This is a genomic window from Butyrivibrio sp. VCB2001 (assembly GCF_000423965.1).
GTDB lineage: Bacteria > Bacillota > Clostridia > Lachnospirales > Lachnospiraceae > Butyrivibrio.
The window spans coordinates 45,039-69,229 of the sequence record NZ_AUIZ01000016.1; the positions used below are offsets into that span (position 1 = coordinate 45,039).

22 protein-coding genes are annotated in these 24,191 nt (G+C 42.1%); 3 read left to right on the forward strand and 19 right to left on the reverse strand.

All coding sequences use genetic code 11. The annotated features are described in order from the left end of the window. Nucleotides 1-18 precede the first annotated feature (18 nt). The 16 genes from G589_RS0113535 to G589_RS0113615 all read right to left on the reverse strand — a co-directional run bounded on the left by G589_RS0113535 (nt 19) and on the right by G589_RS0113615 (nt 19,116). Nucleotides 19-3,465 carry a tubulin-like doman-containing protein gene (locus G589_RS0113535; protein WP_026522521.1) on the reverse strand — a complete coding sequence of 1,149 codons (3,447 nt, stop codon included), beginning with the start codon at nt 3,463-3,465 and terminating at the stop codon, nt 19-21. Between the two features lie 39 nt (nt 3,466-3,504). Next, nucleotides 3,505-5,514: a vWA domain-containing protein gene (locus G589_RS0113540; RefSeq protein WP_026522522.1), complete on the reverse strand. Its 2,010-nt coding sequence runs from the start codon at nt 5,512-5,514 to the stop codon at nt 3,505-3,507. A gap of 29 nt (nt 5,515-5,543) precedes the next feature. Further along, nucleotides 5,544-6,122, reverse strand: coding sequence for a TerD family protein (locus G589_RS0113545; RefSeq protein WP_026522523.1), 579 nt, complete (start codon nt 6,120-6,122; stop codon nt 5,544-5,546). Between the two features lie 70 nt (nt 6,123-6,192). After that, nucleotides 6,193-6,813 carry a TerD family protein gene (locus G589_RS0113550; RefSeq protein WP_026522524.1) on the reverse strand — a complete coding sequence of 207 codons (621 nt, stop codon included), beginning with the start codon at nt 6,811-6,813 and terminating at the stop codon, nt 6,193-6,195. A gap of 2 nt (nt 6,814-6,815) precedes the next feature. Next, on the reverse strand, nt 6,816-9,494 hold the full coding sequence (locus G589_RS0113555) for a calcium-translocating P-type ATPase, PMCA-type (RefSeq protein WP_026522525.1): 2,679 nt from the start codon (nt 9,492-9,494) through the stop codon (nt 6,816-6,818). A 36-nt stretch (nt 9,495-9,530) separates the two neighbouring features. Then, a complete protein-coding gene (locus G589_RS20020; protein WP_051192395.1) occupies nt 9,531-9,848 on the reverse strand; it encodes a helix-turn-helix transcriptional regulator in 318 nt (105 codons plus the stop codon). A 237-nt stretch (nt 9,849-10,085) separates the two neighbouring features. After that, nucleotides 10,086-10,667 carry a TerD family protein gene (locus tag G589_RS0113565; protein ID WP_026522526.1) on the reverse strand — a complete coding sequence of 194 codons (582 nt, stop codon included), beginning with the start codon at nt 10,665-10,667 and terminating at the stop codon, nt 10,086-10,088. A gap of 13 nt (nt 10,668-10,680) precedes the next feature. After that, nucleotides 10,681-11,766 carry a toxic anion resistance protein gene (locus G589_RS20025; protein WP_051192396.1) on the reverse strand — a complete coding sequence of 362 codons (1,086 nt, stop codon included), beginning with the start codon at nt 11,764-11,766 and terminating at the stop codon, nt 10,681-10,683. A 6-nt stretch (nt 11,767-11,772) separates the two neighbouring features. After that, nucleotides 11,773-14,049, reverse strand: coding sequence for a YceG family protein (locus tag G589_RS0113575; RefSeq protein ID WP_026522527.1), 2,277 nt, complete (start codon nt 14,047-14,049; stop codon nt 11,773-11,775). A 2-nt stretch (nt 14,050-14,051) separates the two neighbouring features. Continuing rightward, complete coding sequence (locus G589_RS0113580; protein WP_026522528.1) at nt 14,052-14,288, reverse strand: hypothetical protein; 237 nt, start codon at nt 14,286-14,288, stop codon at nt 14,052-14,054. Continuing rightward, a complete protein-coding gene (locus G589_RS0113585; protein WP_026522529.1) occupies nt 14,285-14,497 on the reverse strand; it encodes a hypothetical protein in 213 nt (70 codons plus the stop codon). The genes G589_RS0113580 and G589_RS0113585 overlap by 4 nt, the downstream gene beginning before the upstream one ends. Nucleotides 14,498-15,348: 851 nt before the next feature. Beyond that, nucleotides 15,349-15,903 carry a tyrosine-type recombinase/integrase gene (locus G589_RS20030; protein WP_081669055.1) on the reverse strand — a complete coding sequence of 185 codons (555 nt, stop codon included), beginning with the start codon at nt 15,901-15,903 and terminating at the stop codon, nt 15,349-15,351. Continuing rightward, nucleotides 15,894-16,661, reverse strand: coding sequence for a DUF5688 family protein (locus G589_RS21305; RefSeq protein WP_051192397.1), 768 nt, complete (start codon nt 16,659-16,661; stop codon nt 15,894-15,896). The genes G589_RS20030 and G589_RS21305 overlap by 10 nt, the downstream gene beginning before the upstream one ends. Nucleotides 16,662-17,218: 557 nt before the next feature. After that, entirely contained in the window at nt 17,219-17,830 is a 612-nt protein-coding gene (locus G589_RS0113605) for a zf-HC2 domain-containing protein (RefSeq protein WP_026522532.1), read from the reverse strand. Beyond that, nucleotides 17,818-18,300: an RNA polymerase sigma factor gene (locus G589_RS0113610; protein WP_026522533.1), complete on the reverse strand. Its 483-nt coding sequence runs from the start codon at nt 18,298-18,300 to the stop codon at nt 17,818-17,820. Before G589_RS0113610 ends, G589_RS0113605 begins: the two co-directional genes overlap by 13 nt. A gap of 165 nt (nt 18,301-18,465) precedes the next feature. Beyond that, nucleotides 18,466-19,116 carry a hypothetical protein gene (locus G589_RS0113615; RefSeq protein ID WP_155832552.1) on the reverse strand — a complete coding sequence of 217 codons (651 nt, stop codon included), beginning with the start codon at nt 19,114-19,116 and terminating at the stop codon, nt 18,466-18,468. Here G589_RS0113615 and G589_RS0113620 point away from each other — a divergent pair. The 3 genes from G589_RS0113620 (at nt 19,095) to G589_RS20040 (ending at nt 20,518) form a co-directional block, all read left to right on the forward strand. Further along, a complete protein-coding gene (locus tag G589_RS0113620; RefSeq protein WP_255344699.1) occupies nt 19,095-19,631 on the forward strand; it encodes a DUF6040 family protein in 537 nt (178 codons plus the stop codon). The two genes, G589_RS0113615 and G589_RS0113620, sit on opposite strands and share 22 nt — an antisense overlap. Before the next feature lie 113 nt (nt 19,632-19,744). After that, nucleotides 19,745-19,939, forward strand: a complete 195-nt coding sequence (locus G589_RS20035; protein ID WP_035776149.1) for a hypothetical protein — start codon at nt 19,745-19,747, stop codon at nt 19,937-19,939. Further along, nucleotides 19,940-20,518 (forward strand): hypothetical protein, encoded by a 579-nt coding sequence (locus G589_RS20040; protein ID WP_051192398.1) that lies wholly within the window; start codon nt 19,940-19,942, stop codon nt 20,516-20,518. 183 nt (nt 20,519-20,701) lie between these two features. On the opposite strand, the gene G589_RS0113635 is transcribed toward G589_RS20040, so the two are convergent. From G589_RS0113635 to G589_RS0113645, 3 genes are all read right to left on the reverse strand, one after another. Beyond that, the gene (locus G589_RS0113635; RefSeq protein ID WP_026522536.1) at nt 20,702-21,880 is read right to left on the reverse strand and encodes a cation:proton antiporter; all 1,179 of its coding nucleotides are present in this window, start codon (nt 21,878-21,880) and stop codon (nt 20,702-20,704) included. A gap of 12 nt (nt 21,881-21,892) precedes the next feature. After that, a complete protein-coding gene (locus G589_RS0113640; RefSeq protein ID WP_026522537.1) occupies nt 21,893-22,681 on the reverse strand; it encodes an SDR family NAD(P)-dependent oxidoreductase in 789 nt (262 codons plus the stop codon). 234 nt (nt 22,682-22,915) lie between these two features. Beyond that, nucleotides 22,916-24,133 (reverse strand): iron-containing alcohol dehydrogenase, encoded by a 1,218-nt coding sequence (locus tag G589_RS0113645; RefSeq protein WP_026522538.1) that lies wholly within the window; start codon nt 24,131-24,133, stop codon nt 22,916-22,918. Nucleotides 24,134-24,191 lie beyond the last annotated feature (58 nt).

Consider the following 24,191-nt stretch of genomic DNA (forward strand, 5'->3'; position numbering starts at 1 on the left):
TCGTTTACCCTTTGCGCTTTACATAAGACCATACATAAGCTTAAAGTTTTCTATTCCCTGTCTGAACTCCAAAAGAAGATTAACAATTTCATCTGTCTGTTCAGGAAGCTTCATTGCCTGCTGCTGCATAAGGCCAAGATATCTGTCAGAGAAGGTTTCAAGTAACTTGTCGCAGCTGTCCTGCATAGCTGCCTGCCATGCGCCAACATCGCTGAGCCTTGCATCTATCAGATCATTTATCTTGCCCTTCTCCTCATCAGTCATAGCTTTATATGTAAGATATGCCTGATAAAGCGGTACATACTTACCTGCTGGCTCCATCTTGGGATCACTCAGAGCCACTTCGTTGGTCATTCCGAACTTCATCTCAGTATATGAGATCTTAGGAATATTTACTGAGATGACGCCTGAATACAAACCATTAAAGAAGTTTTCTTTTGTGCTCACTGTGCTCTGAACATTCTTCTTGCCATGTTCGAGTTCTACAATGAGACTGTCAAGTTTCTCTTCTTTTGCCAGCTCATTGCTGATGGCATCTGACATCTCTTTTGAGTCAATCACATGATCTTTACGAACCTTCTCCTCGTGGCCATATGATCCGTCATTGGCAATTGCAGTGATGGTAGCAGGCTCTCTGTTCGCCTTGAACTCAGCAATCTGAGTAGAAACCTGTTTCATTTTGTTGACATCGCCACTTGAAATAGCTGACTCTGCAGCGCTTACAAGTTCATCTATTGCGGGCCATGTAACCAACTGGTACTCACTGCTTGACAGAGGACTCTGTCTTACTATGCCCTTCTCAATTGCCAGGTCATAATTCTTTGCCCTGGTCTCGATCTCTTCTGTTGTATCGTTGTTGGTGCTGTAAGGCACAAGATCCGGAAGTGTTCTCCAGTCTCTGGCATCTCTGTCTGTCAGCTCATAGAGATGCTTACCAATGGTCTTATCAGCGCGGTACTCCTTGCTGTAATCATTTACTCCGTTATAAGCATAGATCGGAACTCCGCATAAGCACTTGAGCAGGAAGATCCTGTCCTTCAACTTGCTGGGACACTCTGTAAGATATGATTCCGCATTAACAAGCTTATCGGATGCAGTCAGAATCACAGATGCTGTATCCGGTATGGAAATATATCCAAGCGGCTGTGCAACCGAAATATCAAAGCCTGCTGATTTCCAGAACAGTGCTTCTGCCTTGTTCTTAAGAGGCTCCAGAATATCCTTGTAAACGAAATTAATGAGCTTGTCCTGATCCTCAGTATTAAATCTGATCTTCAGGTAATCAGTCAATGTTTTGCCTGTGTATTCATCAAATACACCCACGAGGTACTTGGAAACTTCCTTGGAGATCTTGTGCTCATCGCCGTTGTTCCAGATCTTGGGCTGATCAAAGAGGAACGTATGGAAGTTCTGCGCCTGGACCTCTGACTTTATGGATGCAACTGCCGCATCCAGTGATTCCTTCATGTCCTGTACTCTCATAAGAGGAAGTACGAAGGGATCAGCAATGGCATCAGTGAGGTCGTTATTAGACAATGTCAGATAATTCTCATGGAATGTATCAAACAGATTGCGGCTTACAGTCTGATAAACTTTGAAATGATCGTCATAAAGCTTGATAAACTGTTTGATCATCACCGGCATCATGGCAACCATCTGCTCAAGCACCTGGATGTAGCTGTCAGTTGTGAAATATGCTGCTACTGCAGCTATAAACTCCTCAAAGTTTTTCTTCTTGTTGGATAAGATTCCGCCATGAAGGAATTCATGCCTTGCAGTCTTTGCAGCCTGAATTCTAAGGGTGATATCACCACGTACTGAGTTCAGGTCATTTTCAGCCTGCTTCTGAATACCCCTGAGGTGATTGACCAGGTTTGTAGCCTGTGCTCCGTTAAGTACATCTGCGGCATAGAAAGGTCCATACTGCGGATCAATAAGAAGATTTCTCAGCGCAAAGAACGCTCCTACTACCTTGGAGGCGCTGGTCTGATCTTTCTTTATCTCATCGATTGACCAGTCATTGGTCATTGCGTGGTAATTTGTTGTTACCTGGTTGAGCATGTTTGACTGAAGTCTGTCGCGGTATGGCTTCATGATAATATCAGGAAGAATAATTGTTGTAGGAAGCGCCAGATCTGATTCGTCCATGCTGGTGAACTGCTTGTAATCAAGATCTATAGGAGGCATGCGATAGTTGGTTCCTGAGAGAAGCGAATCCTGCAGCTGCTGATATGTCAGACCGGTTCTCTCTGCAAACTGTGCAACTTCCTGATCTGTAGGCTTGTGCTGGTTAACTCTGGACATCTCTTCAAAGAGCTTACTTGCAAGATATGTAGTAATCTCCTTCATTGGAACGATGGCGTTAGAAGCACCCAGTAAGCAGTACTGATAATTGGCACCGGCTGTCTTATTAACCATTTCCATGGACTTGAAATAGTTGGCGATATGTGAAGTCATTGTAAGAGCGTCTGCACTGCCAACAGCGTCCGGTTTTACCAAAAACTGCATTACAAAATCAGATACAACATTCATTGCATAGGCGAAACCGTTTTTCAATGTGGTACCTGTAATGTCATGTGCAGAAACAAGATGGCATACTTTTACAGGAGTATCCTGAACAGGCCCGATATGGAAACCTTTGTACTCCTGATCCCACTGGCCGTGGTTATTGTGGAAGTTCATGCAATAATCCAGTTCCTTCATTGCAGCAAAGCCGTTGGCCTTGATATATCTGGAAACCGCACCACCTTCCTCAATGCTGGGATTGCTTAAGTTTACATCCGGAAGGAAAAAGTATCCGCAGGTAAGAGCTTTTCCTTTTAATGCCAGCCTGTCAAGAGCCTCCTGAACGAGGTAGCATACATCAAGAAATGTTCCTGAACCTGTTCCGCCGCCCATACCGCTGAATATATGAATGATTATCTCGCTGTCACCGGGCAGCTCTCTTGCTGCATCCTGAACAATACGCTGAATTCGAGAGATGAACTCTGCAGATTTTTCAAGTATAAGCAGACGACCGATCTGTCTGACACCGCCCGCACCGGCAGTTGCAGAAAGAATCGAAAGGCCGCGCTGTCCCTTTTCTCTGTTTTCTGTCTTGAGCCAGTTACACTCAGGTGTGTTTGCCAAAGTCTTGGTCTTGGATAAAAGACCATTTATATCTCCGGTAGAAATAGAAAAGAACTCCGTAGTCTCATCAAGAGAATTAAACGCCCCATCTGCCCCAAGGGAACTCTTGTCAGAATCAACAGCAAGAAAACGAATGTGTGAATACTGAGGGATTGTTGCCTCTGGATCATCAGGCTGTAACCTGCTGTAAATCTGTTTTTTCAAGTTGCGCAGGCATGCCACACCTGTTCCGCCAAGTCCAATAGCGATGGTTGCACATTTGTTCTGCTCATCCTGTTGAGAACCACTGATAACTCCTCCTCCGGTACTTAATAGTAACTGTCGATATGTTGCCATACCCTGCCTCCTTCTCTGTTTTTCATCTTGTGTCTATTCTCAATACCCCAAAGCATTGAGTTTGTCGCTTTTAAATACTACCATGATACCTTTTTCCATTTTATCATCTCCGCAGATCCTGACTTCCATACCGTCTCCGCGGATTCTGAACTTCTTAGTAGGGCCAACAGCATAATCTGTATATACAGGCTTCTTACTGATGAACCAGATTTGTGCGTTACCTCCGTCGCACTGGAATTTACATCCTTCAGGTAACGAGGACAGATCAAGACTGAATTGTGCCAGTGGAATCTGGCCTCTTCCATGATCTTTTATCTGAGGCGGATACCTTCGTGACTTGTCAAAGTTAGAAACAGCCAGTGTACCTATAAGAGCTTTCCCCATTGCGATGCGAATCACTACGATAACAGCTACTATAGCGATCAGGATTCCGACTAACGCTACTATTGCCATGATGATTCCAATGTTTGTAGATGTGAATCTCACGTCAAATGTGCAATATGCCCCATAAGGATCTGCCCCCTTGACGGTAAATGAGCCTTTGGGAATACTGAATTTGTTCACAGTGAGCTTTGTTCCGTCAAGCGTGTAGTCTTCTTCATTGAATGCAGAAGATTCAATGGTATATGTTACAGCCTGCCCTTCCGGATCTGTTGCAGCATCTTTAAGATCAAGGCTGGCCGTTCCGCCGATTACGGGCCAGATATTTGCATGAGCAGACAGCTCTTTTTCCGAAGCAACAGGTGCTGTATTGTTCACGCTTATCTCAAATTCTTCGTCTGCAGCAGCCTCCATATCATTATTGGCAGCTTTTACGGATATATAGTAAGTTCCCTCTTCGGAAACATTCATTTCATATTCAAAACCGTTCTGGCCTATCCTCATGGGATTTTCTTTTACCTGGTCACCATATTTAACGGTCGCGGTGGCAGTCATATCGGTATATCTTGAAGTATCCGAAACAATTCCTGCCGAAGTACCAATCTGTGCTATAACTTTGACGGTATCTCCAAGATGAACCTCACTTGGAGCATCCATACTTGCCACAACATAGAAATTGGAATTGTAAAGAAGTCGCAAACTGATGACCGTATCAGGATCACCAAATGCTACTGCCTGCCATCTGCCTCCGACAGGCTCCTGAACCTTGATCAAAAGGAAATCAGCACCATTTACAAGTACTGCGCCATCTGTTCCCCCCTTGTAGTGCTTGCCGCTTGGATCTACAAGTTCACAATCAGCAAGGCTTCCCTGGAACAGTACATTTATTTCCTCGACGCCGACACCCGGGATGTCAAAGTCTGTTGACACCGTGCCATCACTGCCGATCACCAGCTCAAGATTCGCAAAGTCCATGTCCTCAAAAGAATTGAAGATCAGCTTGTTAAACATGGTCTCGATGTCATTGAGGTCCTCCGCCGATGTTACTTCAGCGAATTCTCCTCCGGTAGCTTCTGCAATCTGTCTCATCTCTTTCGAATCGGCTGCGCCATTGACATTAAGGCAGATTGTGAAGATCTTGTACCCGGCCTTTCTTGCCCTGTCAATTGCATCTGCTTTCATTGCAATTGACTCATTATACTGCTCTTCATCCGGCATATCTGTGTTTCCGTCTGTAAGGAGGATGATTGCCGAATCAAGATCTTTATTCCTTCCGGAATCCAACATATTAACAGCTTCTATCAGTCCTCGTCCTATATTTGTATAGTTTGAGTACTGCTGATCTGATATGTCGGCAAGCAGCGCATCCTTTGCCACCTGTCCGTTTATGGCTTCAATATTACTCGAGTCCACAAGCTGCTCACCAAAGGACACGCTCCCGACATAATTGCCTTCATTAGCCATTTCACCCAGGAAAAGGCGAATTGCCTCATATCTGTTGTTATTAGGGTCTGTTTGTTTCATGGATCCGCTTTCGTCCGTAACAAACACGACATTACTTCTATGCAGGAACTGATCCAGATCTTTATCATCCGCATAGACATTGAGATTAAATCTGCTTAATAGCAATAAAACTCCAATGACCACTGCTGCAATTCGTTTTCTCATTTTCTTCTCCCAGGCAAATCACTCATTTTTCACTCGGCATCAATACCATAGTTAGCACAAACGGATGCAAGGCCTCCCTCGAATCCCTGTCCCAGTGCATGGAACTTCCACTCACTACCGCTTCTGAAGATCTCTGCTGCCAGAACTGCGGTCTCAGTGGAGAACTCTTCCTCAAGGTTGTACTCGATAACTGTTTCGCCAACTTCATCATCAGCATTATTGATCTTGGCTACACGAACGTATGCATCCTTAACCTGGCCGAAAGTAGGTCCCTGATCATAAATGGTTACAACGATTGCAATCTTATCTACATAAGCAGGAACTTTGCTGAAGTCAACAACGATCTGCTCGTCGTCTCCCTCTTCGCCGTCTTCCACGTTGTCGCCTCTCTCGTCACCCTTTGAGAAAACTGCTCCGCTGGGGTGTGTAAGGTTTCCATAAAATACAAAATCCTGGTCATTTGTGCAAAGACCGTTGGGTCCTAACAGGAAAGCAGAAACATCAAGGTCAAACTTTGCTCCCCAGCCAAGCCCTATAAGTGCCATCTTCATGCTCTTTTCAAGAGACACCTTCTGTCCTTTTGTAACTTTCTGTAAATTAACTGCCATTTCTTGTACCCTCCTCGAAATATAGATTTATTTTATTTTTAAGAAATTACGATTCAGCGTCATTCAAGGATCACGCAAAGGATTGAACAACTTCTACCAGTGATTGAACCCTTGCATGAGAACCGTCTGTGACGAATTCCCATCCTGCGTCAGTCCTTCTTAATGCGCCTGCGATCAGAGCAGTTTCGTTGTTGTAATTCTCATTCAGATCGAACCTGCACAGCTCTCTTCCGGACTTGGCATCAACAACTCTGATAAAGGCATTCCTGAGCATTCCAAAGTGCTGATTTCTATTAAAGGCCTCATAGATATTAACAGCGAAGACAATTGAAAATACATCTGCCGGAACTCTGTTAAGATCCACAAAGATCTGTTCATCGTCTCCCTCACCGGCGCCCGTGAGATTGTCACCCTGGTGAACAATCGATTTGGACGGATCCGAAAGATTGTTGTAAAACACCGTGCACTGCTTGATATCTCTGAGCGGAGCGTTCAGAACCTTGCCGTTTGCAGCAAGCATTATTGCGAATGCATCGCAATCGATGTCCATGGGCTTGCCGCCAAACAATGTAGCAAGGAAGCCCTTGTTCTTCTCAACCTCGTCCCATCCGAGTCCTACCATTACCTGTGACAGTCCCGCCTGCTCCTTGGATAAATTAATTTTTTGCCCCTTTGATAAACTTACTGACATACTTATCCCTCCTTTGCTGTTCCCATTATAGTTTTACGCAACAGATCTACCGGAATCATTGTAAATGCAATCAGGAATACAACTCCCCATCCCACTATTCCAAACGGAGTGCAACTGAACATTGAGCTAAGGAATTTAAACAACAACAGCGGGATCAATGCTGCATTAACAATCAAAGCCTGTGCTACTACTATAGCGAGCCATACTTTCATAAAGCCCGGATTATCTTTTAATCCCTTAAAAATACCGAAGCCGTCATCTCTTACATTGAAGCCGTTAAACAGCGCAGCCACAACAAACAATACAAAGTAAGCAGTGTAATGCTGTTCACGTGTTCCAAACAGATTAGCCATAGTAGGTGATTTCAGGAACCAGAAGCTGACAATAGTCATCCACAAAGCCATTATCAGTATCTGAGCTGCCATAGGCTTGCTTATGATGCTCTCGTCTCTTCTTCTTGGCTTTTCCATCATATACTTTTCAAGAGCCGGCTCGTTACCAAGCATGATAGCTCCAAGGCTGTCCATTACCAGGTTTACAAACAGAAGGTGAGTAACCTTAAGCGGTTCTACAATGCCAAAGAAAGGACTGATGGCACTTACGATTACTGCGGCCACATTTATAACCAGCTGGAACTTGCAGAACTTCAGAATATTGCGATAAATGGTTCGCCCATAGAGAATCGCATCCTTGATGGATCTGAAGTTATCGTCAATGATAACAATCTCACCGGCTTCCTTCGCAGCCTCTGTTCCACTGCCCATGGCAAATCCAACGTCAGCACGCTTTAATGCAGGTGAATCGTTTACTCCATCGCCGGTCATTCCAACAACCAAGTTCATTTCCTGGCAAAGCCTTACCATTCTTGATTTGTCCGTCGGCAAAGCACGGGCTATAACCCTGATATCCTTAATGATGGCCTTGACCTCATCGTCGCTCATGGAATTCAATTGAGCAGAAGTCAGTGCCCTGTCACTGTCTGACTGGATAAGTCCGGCATCCTTGGCGATTGATACCGCTGTTTCAAGTCTGTCACCGGTTATCATAACTACCTGAATACCGGCAGTCTGTACTTCTTTTATTGCCTCTTTAGCTTCAGGTCTTACATCATCTCTGATAGCAACAAAACCGATAATCACAACATCGTCATTGATCTCATTCTCGGTAAAGGGCTTTTTCGAATAGCCAAAAGCAAGTACACGCATAGCTCTTGAAGCATATTCATTGATCTTCTCATTTACAACATCCGGGAACAGATCAGTTTCAGTTCCATCGGTCTTTAAACCTTTTTTGGCAACTGCCAAAAACTTCTCGGGAGCCCCTTTATAAAATACCTGACCCAGCTCTCTTATCTCAACCTGACTGAACTTGTTGGCAGAATTGAATCCCTGTGACAGCCCAACACTGTAATCAGTTGCTTTGTCTGTACCATTTGCAAGGAAGTTATAGGATTCTTCTCCCAGGAATCTCATGAGAGCCTGATCTGTCGCATTTCCTCCAATAACCCTGTGCTGTCCGTCAAACATGGACGCTGTGTTCTTGCCTATAGCAATATCAACGAGGGACTTAACTTTTCCATAGTTCTTGATGTCTGCCAAAGGTATGTTGGCACCGTCCGGTGTGAAGAACTCAACTACTTCCAGACTGCCTTTTGTAATAGTACCTGTCTTATCACTGAAAAGGATATTCAATGAACCTGCTGTCTCAATACCAACTGCCTTTCTTACAAGGACGTTGTGATCGAGCATTCTGCTGGTATTCTGCATAAGAACCAGAGAGATCATCAAGGGCAGTCCTTCCGGTACTGCACATACAACAATCAGAATCGCAAGGGAAACTGATTCGATGACGTTCATCAATATGTTGCTCCAGCCCGTTGCAATATATGCACCAAATCCACCTGCTTTAAAGATGAAGTAAGCCATATAAAGAACAACTATTACCACTGCTGATACATAGCCGAATACTGATATCTGGTTGGCCAGTTTTGAAAGCTTTACCTTAAGTGGAGAATCAGGTTCATCTTCCTGCATGTCCTCTGCCATCTTGCCCATCATGGTTCCAAGGCCGACTTTCCTGACATCAAGGACGCCTTCTCCATCAAAGACAACGGCCCCTCTGAACAGAGAGTACTTATCAACAAACACTTCACCCGTAAGCTCCTCGGGAAAGACTGTCTCAATTGATGTGGCTGTCTTCTTGCACTCTTCTGCCTCACCGTTCAGGACTGAGTTATCGATTCTCAGATCACCATCCACAAGAATTCCATCGGCGGGAATCTTATCACCGGACTGGAGGATTATCTTGTCTCCAACAACGACATCATCTACCTCAACTACCGTTATAAGACCGTTTCTGTATACCTTACAGGTGTCCTTTTTTGTGCTGTCTTTCAGCTCTCTATACTTGGTATCACTGGCAACTCCGGTCTTCGCGGTAACAAATGCAACGATCAAAACAGCAACGATAGTTCCTATCGGTTCGTAAATCTCCGCATGACCAAGGAAAAACATGACAAGCATTATCACTACTATCGCAAGCAGTATCCTGATCATCGGGTCATTAAATGTTTCCTTGAACTCCTCCCAAAAAGTTGTCGGTTCTGAATCAGGAATCACATTCGAACCATGTTTCTTCCGTGACTCCTCAACTTCTTTGTCCGTCAAACCTACAAATTTCATATCCTTTTATTCCATCCTTTCATTTAGCCGGTTTTTTTAATCCCGGTTGCTTTTGTTTAAAAGATTCTTAAGCGAATCCGGAAAAGCTCCTATGTTCTGGAGCATAGGACTGGTCTTTTCATTGTTGTCGAAGAATAGTATCAGCGAAAGAAATGTTCCCCATGTCATTCTTCTTTTTTTGGTTTCTATTGATGAATATGTCTGCCTTGAAACCCCAATAATATCACTCAGTTCTTCTTGTGACAGCCCGATTTTCGCGCGCAAAACAGGTAGTTCTTCCGATAGTATATCGATCAATTTGTCCCTGTCCACATCTGCTACGCCAACTTCTTCATATGCAATATTATTCGTCATTCTTATACCCCGTCATATCGAAAATGCGCACTGTGGCGGATTACATTACCATATGCTCATTATTTTACACTTTGTCCAATGGATATTCAATACGATCCACATATATTTTAGTTTTTTTATCACATTCATGATTTTAGTTGTAACAATTGCACAATGGCAAAAAACATCTTCCAATAAAAAAAGCCAGAGAGTTTATCTCCCTGGCCTTTACCGTTCATAAATATTCATGATCAGTTATCAGTTTGCATCTATGCCGTAATGAGCACACAGCGCTGACAATCCGCCCTGGAATCCGCTTCCTATCGCATTGAACTTCCATCCGCCGTTGTATCTGTATAACTCTCCGACAACAACAGCTGTTTCTATAGAAAACTCTTCTCCCAGATCATATCTGATGAGCTCAGTATTAGTTGTCTGATCTACGATACGAATAAAAGAGTTGGATACCTGTCCGAAATTCTGCCTTCTCTCCTCAGCCTCATAGATAGTAACTGAGAATGCCACCTTCTCTATATTAGCCGGAATTTTGCTCAGATCGATCATGATCTGCTCATCATCGCCTTCACCCTCACCGGTCAGATTGTCTCCCATGTGAGTAACCGAACCGCTTGAATGTGAGAGGTTACCATAGAAGATAAACTCATTTCCGGAAGGACACAGACCATTGGCACCTGTCATAAATGCCTCTGCATCCAGATCAAACCCTGCACCGGTATCAAACGAATTGACATCCCATCCCAGTCCTACCATGATTCTTGACAGACCCGGATTACTTTTTGTCAGATCAACCTTTTGCCCCTTACTTAAACTTATGCTCATTTTAAATCCTCCTTCATTGAAGTGTTTGTTCACTCATTACTTCTTTATTATACTCTGATTTTATAAATTCCAGCTTATTTTTATCTTCCAGCCTTTTCTCAGCCAGGCTGTTCTGAAGTTCTTCCGTCTCACTTATTCCCGTCGTTATTGTCTTCCAGGAGCTTTCAAGCGCATCCAGATTTTTAACATTCATTCTTTCAACATTCATGTCGCGAGCATTCTGTGACAGTCCCGAGGGATTGTTCTTCGCCATCTCCCTGGCTTTTTTCTCCAGCCTTTGCATTGCATCAGACTGTATTCTATTTTTCTTTAACATGATAGCCTGTGTAAGCGACTGTTTGAATACCGGAAGAGTAACGATAAAAGCCGCATCGATCTTTTTGATCAGGTTGGAATTATTGAGCTGCATCGTCTTTATCATAGGGATCGATTGCAAAGCCACCGTCTCAGTCAGCCGCAGATCATGAATCCTGCGTTCCAGCATGTTCAGAGCAGTTTTTAAACTTGCGATATCAAACTGTATTGCTTCATTTCCTGTCTGCCGCAGCTCCGCTTCTTTCTCGCCAATTACCGCTTCAAGTTCTTTGCATCCCTGCTCACCGGCCAGGACATATTTCACCAGCTGGTGATAGCTCTGCACATTGGCCTCAAACAGATCATCCAGCAACCGGTTTGCGCGCTGTATTTCTTTTTCATATTGCCTGAGCTGAACGTATATCCTGTCCACTTCATCTCCCAGGCCATAATACTTTGCCAGCAGCTTTTCGATTTTATTCGAACCATTACCAAATATCTTTGTTAAAAAACTATGGTCTTCTTTTATCTCCGATATATCAAAACGGGACATTATTCCGGCCAGAGTCTTAAACAGTTCACTTGGAACACCTACAGTGGAGGATCCCAGGCTTTTTAAGATATTATCAGAAGACTTGGAAATTGCTTCTGCCGCCTTAGCTCCGTATAAGGTGATCGATTTAAGATTGAAAACCTCTATCTCAGAAGTCATTGTTTCAAGCTCATCCGATCTTTCGAATTCGCTGCTCAGGCGTCGTCTGTCTTCCATTATATCGTAATTTTGCGCAAGCAACATCTCATCCATAGCGAGTTAACCCTTTTTAAATATGCGATTTATCCAAAACGTACCATTCTTGTGCTGTGCAGATTCAATATCGGGAACCGACAGATCATACAGATATTCTCCTATCTGGTGCTCCTCAAACATTTTAACATTAAAAAACTTTTCAACAGTCTGATATCCCGTCGGCACAAACATCAAAACGTCAAATCCCACCATGCTCAAAAAGGCGATGAGGATGGAGTCCTCAAGGCTGATCACTGTTTCACCGACATTGATATAGATCAGTTTGGGATTCTTTTTTGTAAAATCAAATTTGTGTATAATCCGCAGCAATTCCTTGTCAAGATTCAGTACAGTGGCAACTGTTGTATACTCTGTACCATTTTCACCAGTCCCCTTCAGAATCTTGCGGTCAATAAGTAACTGTAACTTGTTCAGCAAATGCTCCTGCATCTCTTCCCTGAGGAAACCATACGGGTAATTTTTATAGTTCTTAATCTTCTCTTTCTGAAGCTTGCCGTTTCTTAAGAACTCTGTAGCAACAGATTTGAGAAGATTTGGTGCATTATGCTCTATAAAAGGAACGTTTTGGATCAAAAAAACATCGTCTCCGGTCAGTTCTTTAATGCTGCTCCAATACTTATTTATATCAGCATTTTTTACCCCTGATACTTTTGCGAATATGACAGGAATATCCACCACATCATCATTTACTGCAAAACCCTGTCTGTACTTCTCCTCTTCATTCCACAGCAAGGGTATCTCTTCATACATTGTTCGAAGAATAATGGCATTGGCCTTTCCATACTGCTGATTTCTGTACATGCCTGAATCCCTGTACATCAGTACATCCAGCTCACGTTCTGCCTGATAGGCCGATGTGCCCACCTGGAACAGGGTTGTGTCAACAGGGAATCTTTTTACCTCCATACTCACAGGCTTTTTAATTTCCAAAAGTGCCGGGTCTTCAACAATACACTCATCATTCAGATTTGGAACAAAAATTATTGTGTCTAGCGGCAAACGAGACAGCATCCTCAAAAACAGAGCTTCATTCTCCTTTGTGCAGCCGCCAAGGTATAGAAATGAATTGATATTTGGCATTTTCCAATTGGAAAACAAGCTGAAAATATAGCGATTTATCCAACAGATCAGATAGACTCCTTTGCCTAAAAGCTTATTCAGATTCATGTTCTCCATTCCAGACTCCATGATCATGATATCCAAAAAAGCTTTTGTGACAATCCTCTGAAGTTCCGCACTCTGGGCAAATCTGATATTCTGGACCAGATCCTGCAGCAGATCTTCCTGTCTTGTATATGAACTTTTTCTTTGAACCTTGGCTATTTCATCTATAGTCGGTACCGGAATCCCATCTTCCACTACCGTGACTGCTCTTCCGCTATCTTTTAACCCTTTGTAGAGGTTGTATAGCTCATTCAGATATGTACAACCATCACCAGCTCCATAAACCACGGAAAAGATATTGTAAAAACACGCGCCATCGTTCCCTCTCCCGCTTGGAGAAATCAGCGCTGCCTCAAACACATTTTCATTAGAGATCCATGTATTTGTACAATTATGAAATGCAGGAGCTTCGCCATATAATCTGTCTATGCGCCCCTGTTCCAGCACTTCTTCTCTTACACGTTTCAGGCTATAATTTTCAGGAAACTTAGTCAGTCCATTCCCCAGAATCACGTCAGAGTACACTGAATCAGGATCAATCTTCAGATAATTCGAGTCCCCGTTATATTGAAGGAGCAGAACATCACAGCCCGCTTTTGACAGAATTGAAAAAAACATTAATTCATAATTACTAACATCGCCTTCATATAATACTTTGGGCACTGCAGCATTTCCAATCTTGGAAACTACGCCCTCAAACTTATAGTATAACCAGCACATAAATTTGATGAATGCATTCTTTAAAATATTATCATTCTTCCCCTGAAAACGAAGTTCATTCAAGCACTCAAATATCGCCTCCGCAATAGTTCCTGCCTGAATATCGCTTAACCTTGGCATCCACTTCTTAAGAGCAGGCGAAATAAAAGCCGGGCTCATCTGAAAATCTCTTCCCATAGTCTCCGTGTAATAGGCAAGGCTTTTATCATCGGGATTCTGTATTTTGCCTTCTATTATTATGCCGTTTTTCTGGGCTGCCATGAAATACTTATGGATAAACCGATCCATTTCCTCATTATATCCATTGATCCGATAAAAATATACGCCGCGTTCCGGTCTATCATTAAGACCGACAAAAAAATCATCAATAGTCTTAGCTTTCACATGCTTTATCATTATTAATCCTCTGTAAACTCTTGGGTTACAACACTTCCGTAGACATGTCTAAACTCATCTATACCTTCTCTAAATTCCTCAAGAAAAGAGACAATTATTTCTGTTGCCTCAGTCAACTTCATCGCCTGTTGTTTCATCACCTCAAGATACCTATCGCTGAAAGTTACCGATAGCTTGTCACAGCTATCATTAATCACATCTCTCCAATTTGTGAGATCATTCACTCTTTCCTCTGTCAACCCAATAATCTCTTTTTCTCTTCTTTAGACAAACCAATATAAGTAACGAAAGCCTGATATAAGGGTACATACTTACCTGCAGATTCCATTCTGGGTTCTATTCCTGTGATACCAAGACCAATCGCTCCACAATTATTCTGTTCATCTTGTTGCGAAGTAGAAAACACTCCTCCACCATCGCTTAACATAAGTCTTCTATAGCGTGACATTATGCTTCCTTCACCAACTATACAACCGCGTCAAAATACATTATACCACTTGGGAGCCTCATAAAACCTTTTCCTTCTTCTCTATTAGTAATGTTTTTCATCATAACATTGTTATATTTCCATGCGCTTGCACTTCAAAAAATATCTCACAGCGTTTTTTGAGTGGTTCTAAGATGTCATTATTAATTCAGGATTATTCTTATGTAAAAACTTATATAAAATCAATTCTTTTAACACACCAGAGGGGCTTTCTGACAGTATTAATAATAGTAGGTTCAATTTACAATTGAGTTATATATTGTTTGCCTTAATCCAATAATGTAAATTTCCACGCATCAGAACGATGAGTGGAGCCACGAATCAGAAGTGTGGCGCGGGGAACAGCCCCCTGAATCAAGAATACGAGCGCAAGTACTGCCAGAAATACAGGCGCGCCTGATAATCAAGAATACGGGCGCCACGAGGGCGCCCGAAAATTTGCACAAGAAGGTTTTCCAACCATCTACGCATATCCTAATCAATAGTAGATTTATCAATTATTTTGAAGACTTCAGAGTCGGGATTTTTTCGACCGCTTAAGCATCTGGAAGCATTTGAGATCATATACGAGCATCTATCTTCATTACTGTACTTTTGGGGTTACGCATTTGAGAACATCTACGTTCATTTGACTTCCCCACAGATTTGTCAGCTGTTTGTCAAAGGCTGTATCAGTCACGATATTTCGTACTTGTTTCAGCGTATACTTTCCGTAGACTTTTGCGCTTTTCCTTTGAATAATTATGCTCGTTTGTCAGAATGTTGTTTTGTCAATTTTGGTTTGTCAGAAAAATTCTTTTCGGAGTACCATTTTAGAAAACGCCATTAAGCTTTGCTGCAAGCTTATTGATTGATTCTTTGTTTCTCCGATCTGACGAATCAGCATAGATTTCATATGTAGTAGAAATCTGTCTGTGTCCCATCACTGCCTGGATCACTTTTGGATTGTCCTCCACCTCACAGAGCCTTGTAGCAAACGTACGTCTCAGATAGTGGCATGTGAAATGCGGAAGTATTATCGGTTCCCTATCTTCCCTAACAGCATCAATCTCTTCCTCATGATTGTAATCATTGTAGATTCTTTTAATTGCTTTATTAACTGAGGCAGCGCTCATTACTGAGCCATACTTGTTTTGGAAAATAAATCCCGAATATCCGTCTACTACAGTCTGATTGTACCCCTTGCCTGCAAGTTGGTTTTCCTTTTCAAATTGGAATGCTTCTTTAACAGCATCCATCATAGGGATTATTCTACAACCTGCTTTGGTCTTAGGTGTTGAGATCCTTAGCTTTGATGTGCGTGAACCCTTCTGAGGGTAGTACGACAGTGTATGATTAACATCTATCCATCCCTCTTTCAGATCGATGTCCTGCCAACGAAGGCCAGTGCATTCTGACCTCCAACTCTTTCAGAAGCCTTGTCCATGAAATCCTCATAAGCCAGAACTCCGGCTCCGTGAACGTTTCCTTCTACAGATGCAACAAACATCTGCTCCTGCTCAGGTGGAATGTTAAGACCAAGCATCTCAAGGTCCTCAACTCCCATCTGCTTGGCAAGTACTTCTGCCATGCCCTCGATAACAAGAGGTCTGATCTCAGGAGCATTCTTCACAGCATCCTCATGGAGCTGGTCTGCAGTGATTCCGTAATTATCAATCATCTGATTTGTCACAAGGATTGTTCCTGTGCCCTGGGCTGTATCTCCGATCACGAAGCGATAAACCACTGACATGTCCTCAATATCCTTATGAGGAACAGTCTCAAGCAGGTCCGCATTTCTGTCTTTGGAAACAACCTCCATGGCAAGTGAATCCTTCATCTTGCTGTAATCACTGAATGCATCCACATCAAACTCAGGTCTGGACTTAAGAGCGTTGTCCGCCATATCAGCAGCTCCCTCTACAATAGAATCGTAAGATCTTCCGTCCTCATACTCCTTGTAAAGAGCTGTTGCGTTAAGATTTACTCCGATGATGCTGTCCTCCGGCTTTACAGTGATTGCCTCGTAGGTCTCGTTCATCTTATCTACAGTTCTGGTCTCTACCAGTGTGTCTCCACCGTTTCTTGCATCAAGCGCTTCCTTAACGTCCCTTACCAGATTGTCCTTAAATGTTTCAAAATCCATGTTGTTTTCCTCTCTCTTTTCAAATAATTTTTGACACGAAAAAAGCACCGGTCATGACGCATTCGTCACAACACAGTGCTGGAACATAAAACATATTCTTTTGCAAAAGAAAAACGCCTCGTGGTTCGGACTTCATTTTGTAATCCGTATCACTTGGCGCATTATAATAATATCATGCCTAAAATCGATTGAAAAGTGACGCGAGGGGTAAACTTGGGGTAATATCAGGGTAAACTTGGGGTAAAGTTGAGGTAAACTTTTTCAAATCTCAACAACTAACTGAATTAAGCTCGCTATCATCTGGTTCATATATCATACGAATATCTTTACGCCTGCTCCAGATCAGTAGCCAACTGGAAAACATAGCAATTGCCCCGCCAATTGTGACGCGCCATCTATAATCAAGAATCTCACCAAGAACCCCCATCAAAAGTGAAAAGACACTTGCTCCAACTGTGATCAGCACCCCTTCGAAAGCATTACCGAATAAAAAATGTATTCTACATAGCCAATAAGCATATGTCGCAGTACCCTTTACATAAAACATTGCCAATAATTTACTCAGCTACCCCATATATAACTTCGATATTTGTAGTCTCTATTTCCAGGCATTGTGCAGCAATTTCTCTGATCCTGCTTTTCATCTCAGCATCTTCAATGTCGGCTTTACTAACAATATAAATGCATGCTTCGTTTATACTATTATCATTAGCATTGCAAGCCATATCCAACCGTATATTAGTAATATTATCATTATCCAGAGCCTTAATCTGCTTTTTCAATTCTATCTCTTTATTATGCAATTCGACAACTTCAGCTGACGCCCCAGTTTTATCAGAAAACTCTCCTGAAACCATATCCTGTTTCATAGCGTCAACAGTGCTGAACAGTGCCACAACGGCAATGAGTGTGACTATTATGACTGCAACACCAACTGCTATATTTCGTTTTCTACGTATTTCCTTTCTTATAGATTTTATTATTTTCTGATCATGCCGGGATCTTTCAGCAGTAAGTGTAGCCCCATCTTTAAGCTGACTATAGTATTTCTTACAGCCTTCACATTCAGCTATATGATTTTCGACTATTTCTTTACTGTCATTCGAAAGTACATCGTCCACATACAGTGGAATAAGATCTCTTACAACGTTACAGGTTATTTTTCCCATTTCTGCATTTTCTCCTTAATAATCAGCCTTGCCCTATGATAAGTGACACGTGCCCAGCTTTCTGTTTTACCAAATAATTCTCCAATATCAGAAAACGGCAACTCTCCAAAAGTCCTCAGTGAGAATACTTCTTTGTATGGTTCTTTCATATTATGGATAATATGATGCGCTCTTTTCGAATCTGCTCTGAAAAGAATCCCCTCTTCTATTGAAGTTACAGGTTCTCCATATTCATCCGGCAATTCCTCAAGTCTTGCGTTGGCCTTTGTATAATTCAAATATGTATTCTTAGCAATCTGGCACAGCCATACTTTTATACTCGAGTCACCGCGGAAACCATCTATCTTTTCCATTGCCTTAAAGAACGTCTCCTGCGTAATATCCTCTGCCACAGTCTGATTTCTGGAGATGGTCATAATATACTTATATACAACCGAGAAATACTCGTCATATATGCTCTCGATATCCATCGCTTTTTCTCCTCCTGTATATATGACAATCTAAAATGCAAAACGTTACAGCCCTTGGTAATTATTTTTGAGTTTCTCTTATTTCTCCATGCTCTGCTATACAATAAGAACCTTCAGCAAACAATTACTGAAGGTTCCCTGTCTTCCCAAGTACGGGCTTATAGATCATAGATCTTCTGATTTTACATCCTGCAGCCAGTCCATAGAACATAAGTATTCATAAAAAGTCCTGTATTCTGGAACCAGCCATTTTCCTTCGACATACTCTATCAGATCCGAATCGGCACTATACTCTTCATCGATGCACTTCCCATGTAAATACAATGAAGCGCTGCTATCTCCTGCCCAATAATCCCCGGTTTCAACATCAAAAACAAGCGTTTTATACTGTTTTCCCTCGTCAGGCAGTCTATCCTCATCTACAAGATCAAGCACAATAAAGTGGTAGTGCTCGTTTAGAGCAGCTTCTTCTCTAAGAATATCCAGGCTTTTACTCACGCAGCTAATCATATAATTATCTCTGTTTCTTTGAACGTTCTTATAAGTGCGATATATAGCTTCATAATTGTCATTACGCCTATAGAAATCATTTAGGTCATATTTCATGGTGTGCCTGAATATTCTGGAATCCAGATACCACTCTTCCTCCTCCTCATCATATTCTTCTGTCAATGATACAAATGAACATTTGTAAACTTTAGGACATTGAATCTGTTCATCTTCAGAAGAATTTGCTGATAGTGAAAAATTCTTTCCGCATCCAATCAATCCTATGCTCAATGATAATATGGTAATTGCCAACAATACTCGCTTCATACTTTTTCCCCATTAACGCCGAGAACAAAGCTCTAAAATCTGATCTTACCCTAAGCATTATCTACGCCGCTCTCGTGACCCTGCTATCCGCCATGAAGTCTACCGCCTTCGTGGCGGACTTCATGGATTTTCTCGAAAACGTTAGGAACATCGCAGTAAGCTACCTGACTAAGATAACAGAATCCGGTGAATCAGCCGCAGAGATATGCGATGCAATAACCAATCCTGTTATCAGGAATATAATCCATCAGCTGATAGCGTCCCTGGTATCTGCATCGATTATTATCATAACCGGAATAGTACTAATCGTTCTGATAAGCGGATATGCCACCTGGTATAAAAAGAAAATCTTTGATAATATATCGGTACTGATTACGACGTTTACGCTCCTGGTTACAATATTCTTGGCTGACGAAATCAAAATACTGCTACCTGTAAATCTTATAGCCATCAATCTGATCGTACAGCTACTATATAACGGAATAAGAGCCTATATGCCAGCCGATAAGAGCTGAGCTAGCATTGTCTCAGAGCGAAAATATAGTTTGAACTTTCTTTAGTTTTTGACTACAATAAAGTTGAGTAAGTAGGTAAATGAACCGATAAAATAAATGGAGGAGGTGCTGATATGGCTACATCAAGCATTTTTCATAACGTGGTTATAAATGACCCTAAAAAAGCTGATGCTTTTATTTCGGCGATAGAAGCATCTATAGCTGATCCGTATAAAAGGAACGAGAAAACACCAGTTACAAAAGTTGAGTCTGATCCAAAAAAGATATCTCACATCCTTGATATGTGGAAAAAGGAAGCTGTAAACTGAATGTCTCTTGTAGTATTTAACATACTTGATCTTATTGATTTGGGTGGCAGCGATGTTATCGAACACAAGCTTGCCACCTTTTCATCGCCCAAGAATCCTGAAATTGAAGACTTTATCCGTAATAAGGCAATAAGTTTTGCCACAGGTAAACTGTCAATCACATACCTTGTAAATGATGATGACACAGGAAATATTCTTGGATATTTTACATTAACACATAAATCAATAATTATTAACGGTGAGAACCTCTCCGCCACATCCAGAAAAAAGCTGGCAAGATATTCCCGTATGGACGTATCCACCGGCAATTACATGGCCTCATCATTCCTTCTTGCTCAGTTTGGCAAAAACTATGCACTGGATGAAGCTGACAGAATCGACGGAGCAGACCTTATGAAGCTGGCTACAGATGTCCTTGTTAATATCCAACGTCAGATTGGCGGCGGAATCGTTTATCTTGACTGCGAAGACAAACCTGAATTAACATCATTCTATAAAAGACAAAACTTCAAGGAATTTGATGACAGGTTTTCTCCAGAAGACAATCAGAAATACATTCAGTTCATGAGATTTTTCTAACTCGTACTAAAGGGACTATCGCAGAGTTTCACAACTGCGAAGTCCCTTTAGTATATTCAATAAGATTCCCCAACAGCACCACAATCTCATAGTTCGCAACGATCAACCTGTCCACCATTCTTTTCAAGTATTATGAAAAAGCAAATGGTTGATTTTGGTGTAAGTATCCAACTTATTTATAACTCAGGCAGGATCCGGTGCCTTATGGTACAGGAACTTAAGAATAAGCGGTACCGATATACTGGAAATGATTATCAAAAGAATAACTGCTGTGAAGTAAGAAGAATCAATAATATTCATGTTGAGACCCTTATTAGTGATGATCAGAGCAACTTCACCGCGGGTCATCATTCCGACTCCGATCTTAAGGCAGTCGATCCACTTAAACTTCAATGCTTTTGATGTGAGTCCGCATCCTATGATCTTGGTCAGCATAGCGACCAGCACAAATGCAACAGAGAACACTACCATGTCAGCGTGCACCTGGCTGAAATCAGTCTTAAGACCGATGCTAACAAAAAAGATTGGCGCAAAGATCATATAACTATTGATATTTATCTTTTCATCGATATAAGGAGCATCATGGATATTGCAAAGAATAATTCCGGCTATGTAAGCTCCTGTAATATCAGCTATGCCGAAATAATGTTCAGCAGCATAGGCCATGATAAAACATAGTCCAAGACCAATGATTGGGATCCTTCTTGTATGAGGGAATTTAGCATCAAGTACTTTTACAACACGATAGGTAACGTATCCCACAATCACTGATAACACCAGGAAAAGAGCTGTCTTTCCGAGAACAATAGCTACATTGCTGCTGGGATCTTTCATTCCAAGGACAACTGTAAGAACAATGATACCGATAACATCGTCAATGATCGCCGCACTTAAGATGGTCTGTCCCACATGTCCGTTAAGATATCCAAGCTCTTTAAGCGTTTCTACTGTGATACCGACAGAGGTGGCTGTCATGATACATCCGATGAAAAGAGCTTTAAAGAAATTCTCTGTTCCATAAGGAGTAAACCCATGAATTGCCATGAACATTACTGCTCCACCCACCAGTGGTACAAACACGCCGGCACAGGCTATGAGAAGTGCCTTTAAGCCTGATTTTTTAAGCTCTTTGATGTTGGTTTCAAGACCGGCTGAGAACATGATAAGAACTACGCCTATTTCAGCCATTTGAGCAGTAAATTCACTTGGCGCTACTATGTTTAACAGACATGGCCCAAGAATAAGTCCTGCCAGAATCTCACCTACAACGCCAGGTGCTTTGAACCTCTTGGCTATGATGGACATAAACTTAGCCACAAGAATAATAATGGCAAGATCCTTCAAAATCAGATAGTTTTCCATTTTAGTCGCTCCTCACTTCATTTTTTTCTTTTGTTGTCTTGAAACACTAGCGATATAAAGATTTTGCGGGATAAAACGTCCCGCACTTATTGCTACTTTCATCAGCGCTGTAGGAATAATGACTACTTTTCGCTTTTTCATCATATCCACAGCATAATTTGCACAGTACTCAGCCGTAATCCCTTTCAATGCAAATTCAACGTTAGCATTTTCGTTGAACTCGGTGTCCACAGGTCCCGGGCAAAGGCATCCGATATAGATTTTACTTCCCGTCTCAGACAGTTCTCTTGCTATTGCCCTTGTAAGGCTGACAACATATGACTTCGTTGCATAATAGGTTGCCATAAACGGTCCAGCCGGTATTAATCCTGCCGAGCTGGCAACATTGAGAAGATATCCTCCGCCCTGATCACTGAATTTACGCAGCATCCTTTTTGTAAAATAATGCATTGCCTTTATGTTCAGGTCTATCATATCCAGGTCCTTATTTAGATCTGTCTCTGTAAACTTTCCACAATCGCCGAATCCTGCGTTATTTATAAAAATGGAGACAGGTTCTTTCTCCAGTCTGTCTGCAAGCTCTTTACACTGCTGAATATCGCCCAGATCCTTTGGAATAACCAGGCATTTGGCATCACTATCCATCACCTTTTCCAGTTGCTTGGATAATTCCAGCAATCTGTTTTCACGCCTTGCCACAAGCACAAGGGAATATCCTTCTTTCGCAAATCTTTTGGCGAACTCCATGCCTATTCCTGAACTGGCACCTGTTATTACCACAAAGTATTTAGAATGTTTCATGTCTATCACACCTTTTGGTCATAATCTTTCTTACGCATAGAAAACGCATATACATACCAAATATTTACCCCCAATTATGGGAAAAGTAAACCTTCGGTATGAATATGCGTCACCTTGGCAAAAAATAGATTAGCATACTTTATTCATCGTTTTAAGCCCCCTAGGGGGTTGTTACAACTTAGTCTCTTTTTATGCCAGCTATTCTTTCAGATTGAATTCAAAATTCTTCTATTATCAGAAATCAACTTCTGTATCGTAGTAACAGCACTTAAGGAGCTTCTCCATCTCTTCCTGACTAGGCTGACGAGGGTTAGATCCTGTGCAGGCATCAAGAATTGCATTAGCTGCAATGTCGTGAAGTCTTTCAAGGAATACATCCTCAGCAACGAAGCCCTGATCTGCAGGAAGTCCGTCTGCTCCGTAGTTCTTGATGCAATGAGGAATGTTGAGATCATCATTCATCTTGCGGAGGTAATCGATAAGAAGCTTAACCTTCTCGTCGTCACTTGATCCACCAAGATTCATGTAATCAGCGATCACGCCGTAGCGCTTCTTGGCTGTAGGATCCTTAGCATTAAATGCAATAACCTTAGGAAGGTACATAGCATTAGCTGCGCCGTGGATGATGTGTGCACCCTTATCTGCAAATGCAGCACCGGTCTTGTGTGCCATTGAATGAACGATTCCAAGAAGAGCATTTGAAAAAGCCATTCCTGCAAGACACTGCGCATCGTGCATAGCATCTCTTGAATCCATATCACCGTTATAAGACTTAACAAGATTAGCCTGAATCATCTCGATAGCGTGGATTGCAAGGCCATCGGTGTAATTGCAGTTAGCTGTTGAAACATATGCCTCGATAGCATGTGTGATGGCATCCATACCAGTGTGAGCAACAAGCTTAACAGGCATTGTATGTGTAAGCTCAGGATCAACGATAGCAACATCAGGTGTGATCTCAAAATCAGCTATAGGATATTTGATTCCCTTGCTGTAATCTGTGATGATTGAGAAAGCTGTAACCTCTGTAGCTGTTCCTGATGTTGAAGGAATAGCGCAGAAATGAGCCTTTGTGCGAAGCTTAGGCAGGCCAAATACCTTGCACATGTCTTCGAAGGTTGTCTCAGGATACTCGTACTTGATCCACATAGCCTTAGCTGCGTCGATAGGTGATCCGCCGCCGATTGCTACAATCCAGTCAGGCTGGAACTTCTGCATAGCCTCGGCGCCCTTCATAACTGTCTCAACTGAAGGGTCTGGCTCGATACCCTCAAACAACTCAACTTCCATACCAGCTTCCTTAAGGTAATCTTCTACCTTCTGAAGGAATCCGCCCTTTTTCATTGAGCTTCCGCCAACGCATACGATAGCCCTTTTTCCCTCAAGTGTCTTAAGCGCCTCAAGAGCGCCCTTTCCGTGGTAGATATCCCTCGGTAGTGTGAAACGTGCCATAAGAAAAAACCTCCTTTATTATATTGTTTGTTAATTAACTAACGTAACCCAACAACTA